The organism is Pseudomonas crudilactis (assembly GCF_013433315.1).
Lineage (GTDB): Bacteria > Pseudomonadota > Gammaproteobacteria > Pseudomonadales > Pseudomonadaceae > Aquipseudomonas > Aquipseudomonas crudilactis.
Window position 1 is genome coordinate 14,178 of sequence record NZ_WXVV01000022.1, and the last position, 11,394, is coordinate 25,571.

Annotated in this window: 9 protein-coding genes; 3 read left to right on the forward strand and 6 right to left on the reverse strand. The window is 58.2% G+C overall.

What is annotated here, in order from left to right:
- Positions 1-77: 77 nt before the first annotated feature.
- Positions 78-1,112: a 2,3,4,5-tetrahydropyridine-2,6-dicarboxylate N-succinyltransferase gene (dapD, locus tag GTU76_RS22135; RefSeq protein ID WP_175555226.1), complete on the reverse strand. Its 1,035-nt coding sequence runs from the start codon at positions 1,110-1,112 to the stop codon at positions 78-80.
- 33 nt (positions 1,113-1,145) lie between these two features.
- Positions 1,146-1,508 (reverse strand): ArsC family reductase, encoded by a 363-nt coding sequence (locus GTU76_RS22140; protein ID WP_016985102.1) that lies wholly within the window; start codon positions 1,506-1,508, stop codon positions 1,146-1,148.
- Between the two features lie 292 nt (positions 1,509-1,800).
- Between GTU76_RS22140 and GTU76_RS22145 the strand changes: the two genes are divergently transcribed.
- Positions 1,801-3,432, forward strand: a complete 1,632-nt coding sequence (locus GTU76_RS22145) for a Na+/H+ antiporter (RefSeq protein ID WP_180699595.1) — start codon at positions 1,801-1,803, stop codon at positions 3,430-3,432.
- A gap of 20 nt (positions 3,433-3,452) precedes the next feature.
- Here GTU76_RS22145 and GTU76_RS22150 read toward each other — a convergent pair whose 3' ends face one another.
- From GTU76_RS22150 to map, 4 genes are all read right to left on the reverse strand, one after another.
- Positions 3,453-4,106, reverse strand: a complete 654-nt coding sequence (locus tag GTU76_RS22150) for a zinc metalloprotease (protein ID WP_180699596.1) — start codon at positions 4,104-4,106, stop codon at positions 3,453-3,455.
- A 247-nt stretch (positions 4,107-4,353) separates the two neighbouring features.
- Entirely contained in the window at positions 4,354-5,553 is a 1,200-nt protein-coding gene (gene dapC / locus GTU76_RS22155) for a succinyldiaminopimelate transaminase (protein ID WP_180699597.1), read from the reverse strand.
- 44 nt (positions 5,554-5,597) lie between these two features.
- Positions 5,598-8,300, reverse strand: a complete 2,703-nt coding sequence (locus tag GTU76_RS22160) for a [protein-PII] uridylyltransferase (protein WP_180699598.1) — start codon at positions 8,298-8,300, stop codon at positions 5,598-5,600.
- 41 nt (positions 8,301-8,341) lie between these two features.
- Positions 8,342-9,124, reverse strand: a complete 783-nt coding sequence (map, locus tag GTU76_RS22165) for a type I methionyl aminopeptidase (protein WP_016985097.1) — start codon at positions 9,122-9,124, stop codon at positions 8,342-8,344.
- A gap of 373 nt (positions 9,125-9,497) precedes the next feature.
- On the opposite strand from map, the gene rpsB reads away from it, so the two are divergent.
- Together rpsB and tsf are read left to right on the forward strand one after the other, a co-directional pair.
- A complete protein-coding gene (rpsB, locus tag GTU76_RS22170) occupies positions 9,498-10,235 on the forward strand; it encodes a 30S ribosomal protein S2 (protein WP_003222119.1) in 738 nt (245 codons plus the stop codon).
- A 190-nt stretch (positions 10,236-10,425) separates the two neighbouring features.
- Entirely contained in the window at positions 10,426-11,289 is an 864-nt protein-coding gene (gene tsf / locus GTU76_RS22175; RefSeq protein WP_122609647.1) for a translation elongation factor Ts, read from the forward strand.
- Positions 11,290-11,394 lie beyond the last annotated feature (105 nt).

Below are 11,394 nucleotides of genomic sequence, written 5' to 3' on the forward strand. Positions count from 1 at the left end.
CCTGCTCGCGAAGGCGTCCTTGAGGACGCTAAAAGCTTCGCGAGCAAGCTCGCTCCCACAGGAGGTCGATGTGCTGCTTAGTTGTGAGCGTGCAGCGCTTCGTTCAGTTCGATCGCCGATTTGTGGGTTTTGCATTCCACAGCACCGGTTTCCGAATTGCGGCGGAACAGCAGGTCAGTCTGACCGGCCAGCTCGCGTGCTTTTACAACCTTGACCAGGTTGTTGTTTTCGTCGAGCAGCGCCACCTTGGTACCGGCGGTCACGTACAGGCCCGACTCGACAGTGTTGCGGTCGCCCAACGGAATACCGATACCGGCGTTGGCGCCGATCAGGCAGCCTTCGCCAACCTTGATCACGATGTTGCCGCCGCCCGACAGGGTGCCCATGGTCGAGCAGCCGCCGCCCAGATCGGAACCCTTGCCGACGAATACGCCAGCGGAAACGCGGCCTTCGATCATGCCCGGGCCTTCGGTGCCAGCGTTGAAGTTGATGAAACCTTCGTGCATTACGGTGGTGCCTTCACCGACGTAAGCGCCCAGACGCAGACGCGCCGCGTCAGCGATACGTACGCCGGCCGGTACCACGTAGTCGGTCATTTTCGGGAACTTGTCCACCGAGAACACTTCCAGCAATTCGCCACGCAGACGGGCTTCCAGTTGCATTTCTGCCAGTTCGCTCAGGTCGATGGCGCCCTGGCTGGTCCACGCTACGTTCGGCAGCAGCGGGAAGATCCCGGCCAGGCTCACGCCGTGTGGCTTGACCAGACGGTGCGACAGCAGGTGCAGCTTCAGATAGGCCTCAGGCGTCGAGGTCAGCTGTGCGTCTTCCGCCAGCAAAGTGGCGACCAGCGGCTTGTGGCTTTCCGCCAGACGGGTCAGCAGCTTGCCTTGCACGGCGTCGATGGCTTTCACGGCTTCAGCCAGTTGTGCGGCCTGGGCGGTGGTGAAAGTGATGGCCTGGTTGCCTTCGGTGTAACCGAGGATCGGCGCAACAGCGGCGACCAGTTCGGCCGAAGGGTTGAGCAGTGGTTGTGCGTAGAACACTTCCAGCCATGCGCCTTGACGGTTCTGAGTGCCGACACCAAAGGCGATGCTGAACAGGGAATTGGACATGTAAATACACCTCTACAAAGAGTGACGGGCTGCTTACTTCAGAGCTGCCGCGTAGATATCTGGCTTGAAGCCAATCAGGGTTCGGTCACCGAGATCGAGCACCGGGCGCTTGATCATCGAGGGTTGAGCGAGCATCAGTTCGATGGCTTTCGATTGGTCGAGATCGGCTTTGCGTTCGTCGTCGAGTTTGCGAAAGGTCGTGCCTGCGCGGTTCAACACCGTTTGCCAGCCGTGTTCGTCACACCATTGGGTCAGGTGTTCACGGTCGATGCCGGCGCTTTTGTAATCGTGAAAGTCGTAGCTGACAGCGTGTTCATCGAGCCAGGTGCGCGCCTTCTTCATGGTGTCGCAGGCTTTGATGCCGAAAAGGTGCAACGTTTTACTTGAAACGGTCAAGGAATCGCCCCCTTTACAGGTGCTGGAAAAAAATGGTGTCGGATTATGCCATGACCAAACGGTTTCGCGGCGCCCGGCTTCATTTGGCAATGCAAAACCCTGTGGGAGCGAGCTTGCTCGCGAAGGGGCCGTGTCAGTCAAAATCTCTATTAATGACACACCGTATTCGCGAGCAAGCTCGCTCCCACATTGGTCCGGCGTGTACGTGTGCGACATAGGTGCAACGGTCAGACGCATCCTAAGCGGCTAATATGGCAGTTCAACGCTGTCGATTGTCTGAGATTTCCGCTTTATGCAAACCGCTTACACCGTCCTGATCCTGCTGATGCTGGTCAGCGTCTCGCGGCTGGTCGGACGGGTCATCCCGTTGCCACTGCCGCTGGTACAAATCACCGCCGGCGCCTTGCTCGCCTGGCCGACCCTCGGCCTGCATGTGGCGCTCGATCCAGAATTGTTCCTGTTTCTGTTCCTGCCGCCGTTGTTGTTTTCCGATGGCTGGCGCATGCCCAAGCGCGAGTTCTGGCATCTGCGCGGGCCGATCCTGACGCTGGCGGTGGGGCTGGTGCTGTTCACTGTGGTTGGCGCCGGGTACTTCATTCATTGGTTATTGCCGTCAATTCCGTTACCCGTAGCCTTTGCCCTCGCCGCTGTGCTGTCGCCGACCGACGCCGTGGCGGTCTCGGCGATTTCGCAAAACCGCCTGCCGACCCCGCTGATGCATATATTGCAGGGCGAGGCGCTGATGAACGATGCCTCGGGTCTGGTGACCTTCAAGTTCGCCCTGGTGGCGGCCATCACGGGGGTGTTCTCGCTGACCAACGCCAGCCTGACCTTTGTCGTGGTGGCGCTCGGTGGTCTGGCAGTCGGTGTGGCATTGAGCTGGCTGGTCGGGCGCTTGCGGGCGTGGATGATCGCCCGAGGCTGGGACGATCCGGCCACTCACGTGGTGTTCATGTTGCTGCTGCCGTTCGCCGCTTATGTGTTGGCCGAACGGCTCGGCGTCTCGGGCATTCTCTCGGCGGTGGCGGCGGGGATGATGCAGAGTTGGCTCGACCTGCTGCCGCGGCAGACCAGCACCCGCTTGCTCAATCGCAGTGTCTGGTCGCTGCTGGAGTTCGCCTTCAACGGTTTGATCTTCCTGCTGCTGGGCTTGCAATTGCCCGACATCATCAAAGCCGTGGTCAGCCACGAGCCGACCTTGTGGCCGACGCTGTTTTATCGCTGTCTGGATGTCGTGGCAATTTTTCTGGCGCTGGTATTGCTGCGTTTTATCTGGGTGCAAAGCATCTGGCGCTTATCGGTGCTGCTGCGCCGCTTGCGCGGCAAGGGCGAGCTGACACAAGTGCCGACGGCGCGCTCCTGTTGGTTGCTGACCGTCGGCGGGGTGCGTGGAGCGGTGACGCTGGCCGGTGTGATGTCGGTGCCGATGTTGATGGGGGCCGATGCTTTTCCCGAGCGTGATCTGCTGATTTTCATTGCCGCCGGGGTGATCCTGTTGTCACTGGTGTCGGCTTGCATCGCCTTGCCGCTGTTGCTGCGCGGAATTGAAAAGAGCCCGGATGACAAGCGCCGCCAGGAAGTGCGCGACGCTTGGCGCAAGACTGCCGAAGCGGCGATTCATGCCCTGGAAACTGAGGAGGTCGCCCCGCAGGACGCCGCTCAAGCCGCTCTCTCGGCGGAACTGAAGGCGCGGATCATGTCCGAGTATCGCCATCAACTGGAAGTATTCAACGATTCGGCAGAGGCCCAGGCGCTGGCGTTCCAGATGGATCTGCTGGAACGCCGTTTGCGTTTGAAGGCGCTGCGGGCACAACGCCTTGAACTTTACAGCTTGAGTCGCCAACACGAGATTGGTGATGACGTTCTGCGAGAAGTGTTGGCAGATCTTGATTTAAGCGAAGCGAACCTGGGGCAGGTCAAATAACTATCCACTGGCGGGTAAAGTCATTCGCTCGCTTGCGGTGGATAGGGGTAGGCCATTGCCATGAAGGCTTTGTCGTGTTCACTGAGTTCCAGATTGGGAAAGATCTGGAAGTCACCTTCAGTCCAGGTCTGCTGGATGACGTAGTGCATGATCGATTTACGGTCATACGTTGAATAAAGACTTTCGCTCGGATCGGCACGGTCAAGGTACAAGTGGTTCAGTTTATTGCGTGTAACATCGGCCTGATAGTCATCTTCCTCGGGGTTGTCGGTGATTCCATGACTCGCATACAGGGCTGTTCTATTCCAGGGGATGTTGGCTGTCGGGTTGGTTTGTTCGTGTTCTGCGCCGAGCATATGGCCAAACTCATGCATGACGTTCGCTGCGAAATAACGGGCATGATTACTTGAGTGTGGCCAGAGCCGCATGGTGGGCTCATCGGTGTCGAGCAATGCATCGGTGCCAGTCTGCGACCAGAACGTGCCATTTTCGCTGAAGATGCGGATATCACCTTCTACCCCCTCGACGAAGTCGAACTTCAAATTGATGTGCGAGAGCCAGTTACTGGCGGCGGAACGGACGGCTTGCTTGAATTCAGGCGTGCCATTAAGGAAAGCGATACGCAACGTCTGGCCAGGAGTCCAGAGTTTGGAGGGATTGTTTCGGGCCCACATTATTGTTGTACTCCGCTTCCGGTTTGAATGGTTGCGAGCATTATGTTGAAGCCGATATTAGTGGTCGGGTTCATGATTGAACTTCCTTGTTTTGATATTTGATATTAGTTAGCAGTTAAATCTGCGCAGCGTGATACGCAGCTCAATAGTAAGCTGTTAGATGGACTAAGGCGGGATACAAGTTTATTGAATTGTGTCTTTGCAGGGGGAAGTTACCGTGCCAGTTTTGCTGGCACGGTAAAGTTGCTTAGCGTTGGCGAGTCATGAATGCGCGAATCCGTTCCGCGGCCTCCACGCATTCAGCCAGCGGCGCCACGAGTGCCATGCGTACACGGCCGGCCCCTGGGTTGACGCCGTCGACATCGCGCGAAAGATAGGATCCCGGCACCACGGTCACGTGCTCTTCGGCGAACAAATCACGGCAGAACGCCGCGTCATCGCCGTTCACATTCGGCCACAAATAGAAACTGCCATCCGGACGCTGAACATCCATCACCGGGCTGAGGATCTCCAGCACCGCATCGAACTTTTCGCGGTACAGCGCGCGATTGGCGCGCACATGCACTTCGTCATTCCACGCAGCCACGCTCGCCAGTTGCGTTTGCACCGGCATCGCGCAGCCGTGGTAGGTGCGATACAGCAGGAAACCTTTGAGGATATCGGCGTCACCCGCCACGAAACCGGAGCGCAGGCCAGGCAGATTGGAGCGCTTGGACAGGCTGTGAAACACCACGCAGCGTTTGAAATCCTTGCGGCCCAGTTCGACGCAGGCAGTGAGCAGGCCTGGCGGTGGCGTCTGTTCGTCGAAGTACAGTTCGCTATAGCACTCGTCGGCGGCGATCACGAAGTCGTATTCATCGGCCAGGGCGATCAGTTTTTTCAGGGTGTCGACCGGGATCAGCGCGCCCGTCGGGTTGCCTGGCGAGCACAGGAACAGGATCTGGCAGCGTTTCCAGATGTCCGGCGAAACGTCATCGAAATCCGGGTTGAAGCCGTTTTCGTCAAGGCACGGCAGGTAATGCGGCTTGGCCCCGGCGAGGAAAGCGGCGCCCTCGTAGATCTGGTAGAACGGGTTCGGGCTGACCACCAACGCGTCGTCGCCACGGTTTACCACGGTCTGAGTAAACGCGAACAACGCTTCACGGGTGCCATTGACCGGCAACACGTTGCGCGCCGGATCAATCCAGCCGCCTGGCACGCCGAAACGACGCTCGCACCAGCCGCCAATGGCTTCACGCAGCGCCGGGATGCCGAGGGTGGTCGGGTACACCGCCATCTGATCCAGACTGTTGGCCAGCGTTTCGGCGACGAAGCTTGGCGAGCGATGCTTCGGCTCGCCAATCGACAGCGCGATCGGACGTTTATCCGGGTTCGGGGTCACGGTGCCGAGCAGCGCGCGGAGCTTTTCGAACGGGTAGGGCTGGAGCTGGTTCAGAGCGTTGTTCATTGGGGCTGGGTCTCGTGCAAAGCCATTTGAATCCGGGCGCGCGATCAAATACTGATGCGCGACAGTTTGATATCGGGTTCCTGATTGACGCTCAGTTGCTCAACGATCGCATCCTGCAAACGGCTGCAAAGCAACGGGTCGGACAACGGTTGATTGTGGGCGTCGGTGATGAAGAACACGTCCTCGACCCGTTCGCCCAAGGTCGCAATCTTGGCGTTCTGCAGCGACAGATCGAACTCGAGGAAAATCCCGCCGATCCGCGCCAACAGGCCCGGGCGATCAGGTGCGGTCAATTCCAGCACCGTTACCGGACGCTGGGCATCGTTGTGAATGGTGACCTGCGGCGCAAAGGCGAAGTGCTTGAGCTGGCGCGGCACGCGGCGCTGGATGATCGTCGGGTAATCGTCCGGGTTACGTAGTGCTTCGGTCAGACCTTCGCGGATCTGCTTGACCCGTGCCGGGTTGTCGCCGATCGATTCGCCTTCGTTGTCGAGCACGATGTAGGTGTCGAGGGTGAACTGGCTACTGGACGTGATGACACGGGCGTCGTGAATGTTCAGGTTGAGCTGATCCATCGCCGCCACGGTCACGGCGAAGAAGTCGTGCTGATCCGGTGCATAAATGAAAATCTGCGTCCCGCCCTCGAACTCGCGCTGGGTGGTTTCCTTGATCAGCACCAGCGGCCCGCCATTGACGGGCTGCTGAAGAATGGCGTCGCTATGCCAGGCCACATCGCCGGCGGTGTGGCGCAGGAAATAGTCATCGCCCAGTTGCGCCCACAATTGCTCGACATCGTCCGGGTCAGTGCCGCCACGTACCAGAATGTCCAGTGCAGCGCTTTGGGTCTGGCGGATCTGCTCTTCGCGATCCACCGGGTTTTCCAGGCCACGGCGCAAGGCGCGTTTGGTCTCGGTGTAGAGCTGGCGCAACAGGCTGGCGCGCCAGGAGTTCCACAACGTCGGGTTGGTCGCGTTGATGTCGGCCACCGTCAGCACGTACAGGTAGTCGAGGCGGGTTTCATCACCGACGGCTTGCGCGAAATCGTGAATCACCTGCGGGTCGGACAAGTCCTTGCGCTGCGCGGTGGTCGACATCACCAAGTGGTTTTGCACCAGCCATACAATCAGACGGCTGTCCCACACCGGCAATTGATGGCGCTGGCAGAACGCTTCGGCGTCGACCGCGCCGATCTCCGAGTGATCGCCATGCCGGCCTTTACCAATGTCGTGATAAAGGCCCGCCATATAGATCAGTTCGGGCTTGGGCAGCTTTGCCATGAGCTTGGCCGCCAGCGGAAACTTCTCCGAGACCTGGGTGTACTGCAATTTGCGCAGGTGCTTGATCAGGTTCAGCGTGTGCGCATCGACCGTATAGATGTGGAACAGGTCGTGCTGCATTTGCCCGACGATAAAACCGAACTCCGGCAAATAACGACCGAGGATGCCGTAGCGGTTCATCCGCCGCAGATTGCGATGGATGCCGATCTTGCACTTGAACAGTTCGATGAACAGGCTGGTGTTACGGATATCGTTGCGGAAGTTGTCGTCGATCAGGTGACGATTCTCCCGCAGCAAGCGGATGGTGTCGGCGCGCACGCCTTTGATTTCCGGTTGCTGCGCCATCAGCACGAAAATTTCCAACATGGCGAACGGTGTACGGCGGAACACGTTGTCGTTACGTGCCTCGATGTAGCCGTCATGCAACTGGAAGCGCGAGTTGATCGGCTGCGGCGGCGCTTCGTCTTCCGGGGCGAGGATGACCTCCTCGAAGTGCTGGATGATCAGGTCGCTGAGCTGGGCAATGCTCATTACCACGCGGAAATACTGTTGCATGAAGTTTTCGACGGCCTGTTTGGCGTCGTCGCCTTCAAAACCCAGTAGCCCGGCGATAGTGCGCTGATGATCGAACAGCAGGCGGTCTTCGGAGCGACCAGCGAGCATGTGCAGGGCGTAGCGAACTTTCCAGAGAAATTCCTGGGAGGAGGCGAGCAGGGCGTTTTCGCTTTCGACCAAAAAGCCTTCGCCGGCGAGGGCGCGCAGGTTCAGGGTGCCGTACTGACGCCGGGCCACCCACAGAATCGTCTGAATATCCCGCAGGCCGCCGGGCGAGCCTTTGACGTTGGGTTCCAGGTTGTATTCGGTATCGTTGTACTTGTGGTGACGGGCCTTTTGCTCGGAGCGTTTGGCGAGGAAAAACTCCTTGGCCGGCCACATGTGTGCGGTGCTGGTGACGTCGAGCATGCGCTGGCGCAGGCGCTCGGGGCCGCAGATGGTGCGGCTTTCCATCAGGTTGGTGACGACGGTCAGGTCGGCGCGCGCCTCTTCGGCACATTCATCGACCGAGCGCACGCTCTGACCGACTTCCAGGCCAATATCCCACAGCAACGTCAGAAAACGCTCGATGGAATCGCGGAAAACTTCGTGGTCGGCGCTGTCCAGCAGGATCAGCAAGTCGATGTCGGAATAGGGGTGCAGTTCGCCACGGCCATAGCCGCCGACCGCGACCAGCGCGATATCGGCGTCTTCACTCCAGTTGAACTGCTCCCAGGCCTTTTGCAGGATGTTGTCGACAAACCAGGCACGGTCTTCAATCAAGCGGCGGATGTCGCGGCCACTGCGAAAACGCGCATCAAGGACGTCGCGAGCCTGGCGGATCGCCTTCTTGAACGCCGCGATAGGACTCGCTTTCAGAGCCAGTTCGGCCTGGAACTGACCGCGGTCGAAGAGTTCGGGATCCACCTGCGGCATCGATTGGCATTCCTTCTATAAGGCTGGGAGCGTTGTGTGGATCAGGCCGAGATGCGCGGGATGGTGTCGTCGGCGCGCAGGGTGAAGATCTCGTAGCCAGTGTCGGTCACCAGCAGGGTGTGTTCCCACTGTGCTGACAGCTTGCGATCCTTGGTGATCGCGGTCCAGCCGTCACCCAATACTTTGGTGTCGGCCTTGCCCTGGTTGATCATCGGCTCGATGGTGAAGGTCATGCCGGCCTTCAGTTCCATGCCGGTGCCGGCGCGCCCGTAGTGGAGGATCTGCGGCTCTTCGTGGAAGACCTTGCCGATGCCGTGACCGCAGAACTCGCGAACCACCGAGAAGCCGTTCTTCTCGGCGTGCTTCTGGATCACTTCGCCGATGTCGCCGAGGCGGCAGCCGGGTTTGACGATCTCGATCGCCTTGTACATGCATTCCTGGGTGATCTGCGACAGGCGTTCGGCCCAGACAGGCACTTCGCCGACATGGAACATGCGGCTGGTGTCGCCGTGGTAACCGTCCTTGATCACGGTCACGTCAATGTTCAGGGTGTCGCCGTTTTTCAGTGGCTTGTCGTTCGGGATACCGTGGCAGACCACGTGGTTGATCGAGGTGCAGATCGACTTCGGGTAGCCCTTGTAATTGAGCGGGGCAGGGATGGCTTGCTGCACATTGACGATGTAATCGTGACAGATCTGGTTAAGCTCATCGGTGGTGACGCCCGGTTTGACATGTTCGGCAATCATTTCCAGCACATCGGCGGCCAGTTTGCCGGCGACGCGCATGCCAGCGATGTCCTCGGGGGTTTTGAGGTTGACGGTCATACAGGCTCTCTCTGCGCTCGGCGGCGCTTGCTGATACGAATAGGGCGGCAGGTGATCGTTTTGCGACCCTGAAAAACGCGATTCTAACAGACGCACGGCGCAATTCAGCGCCCGCGTGCATCGCTTCTCTCTATACAATGGTGCGTTCGGGGCCGATTCCAAGGGGGCTGCGCCCATGTCCTTGGTGCGAATACAGATTCCGGGTTCCGTTTCTGCGCACCCTGTGGTATAAAATGCGCCGCTTTCCGGGGATACCCCGAAAAGCTTAAATCCACACACGTGTCGACACGATGACCTGGGTGCTTTTGGCTTTATGCCACTGGTTGGTCATTGGGATACGTGGAGGCCAAACCCGACTTATTAAGGAACTATCATGTCCCAAGTCAATATGCGCGATATGCTGAAGGCCGGTGTGCACTTCGGTCACCAAACCCGTTACTGGAATCCGAAAATGGGTAAGTACATTTTCGGCGCGCGTAACAAGATTCACATCATCAACCTTGAAAAAACCCTGCCAATGTTCAACGAAGCTCTGACTTTCGTAGAGCGTCTGGCCCAGGGCAAAAACAAGATTCTGTTCGTCGGCACCAAGCGTTCCGCTGGCAAGATCGTTGCTGAAGAAGCAGCACGTTGCGGTTCGCCGTACGTCGATCACCGCTGGTTGGGCGGCATGCTGACCAACTTCAAAACCATTCGTGCTTCCATCAAGCGTCTGCGTGACCTTGAAGTTCAAGCCGAAGACGGTACTTTCGCCAAGCTGACCAAGAAAGAAGCGCTGATGCGCTCCCGTGATCTTGAGAAGCTGGATCGTTCGCTGGGCGGCATCAAGGACATGGGCGGTCTGCCAGACGCACTGTTCGTGATCGACGTTGACCACGAGCGCATCGCGATCACCGAAGCCAACAAGCTGGGCATCCCGGTAATCGGCGTTGTCGACACCAACAGCAGCCCGGAAGGCGTTGACTACATCATCCCAGGCAACGATGACGCAATCCGCGCTATCCAGCTGTACATGGGTTCGATGGCTGACGCAGTGATCCGTGGTCGCAACAATGTTGCTGGCGGCACTGTAGAATTCGCAGCTGAAGAAACTCAGGCTGCAGCTGAGTAATTGACGCCCTGGCGTTGACTCAGTAAGCAAAAAGGGGGCTTGGCCCCCTTTTTGCCACCTCGAAAACCATTTGTCGGCGCCCACGGCACTGTTTGTAATGTGCGGCAGCTAACAAGGGTGGTTCGGGAAGAATTGAACGCCCGTTCGATCGGGTGGAATGGTTGAAAACCTATCCAAGAGGAATTTGAAAATGGCAGCAATTACTGCAGCGTTGGTTAAAGAACTGCGCGAGCGTACCGGCGAAGGCATGATGGACTGCAAGAAAGCCCTGGAAAAGGCTGACGGCGACATCGAAAAAGCCATTGATGACATGCGTGCTTCGGGCGCGATCAAGGCTGCCAAGAAAGCGGGCAACGTTGCCGCTGAAGGCGCAATCGCCATCAAATCGAACGACAAGGTAGCCGTGCTGCTGGAAGTCAACTCGCAGACCGACTTCCTGGCCCTGCAAGACGACTTCAAGAACTTCGTTGCTGCCAGCGTAGAAAAAGCCTTCGACGAGAACCTGACCGACGCAGCTCCGCTGATCGCCGCTCAGGAATCGGCTCGTGAAGCTCTGGTTGCTAAAGTTGGCGAAAACGTCAACATCCGTCGTCTGGTTCGCGTAGAGGGTGACGTTGTCGGCACCTACCTGCACGGTAACAAGATCGGTGTTGCTGTTGTCCTGAAAGGCGGTGACGTCGAGCTGGCCAAAGACATCGCGATGCACGTAGCTGCAAGCAACCCTGAGTTCCTGCTGCCTTCGCAAGTTTCGGATGAAGCGATCGAGCGTGAAAAAGCTGTATTCCTGCAGCTGAACGAAGAGAAGATCAAAGGCAAGCCAGAAAACATTGTTGAGAATATGGTCAAAGGCCGTATCAGCAAGTTCCTGGCAGAAGCAAGCCTGGTTGAGCAGGCGTTCGTCAAGAACCCTGAAGTCAAGGTTGGCGAGCTGGCCAAGAAAGCCGGCGCAGAAATCGTTTCCTTCACTTACTTCAAAGTAGGCGAAGGCATCGAGAAGCCGGTCGACAACTTCGCTGAAGAAGTTGCTGCCCAGCTGGCTGCCGCCAAGCAATAAGACGGTTTTTCAACTGTCGCCCGAAAGAGGCTGCCCGCTAACGCGCGCAGCCTCTTTTCAGATGGGGTTATCAATTTTTAATTGGTTTCCACTTGGAACTGACTT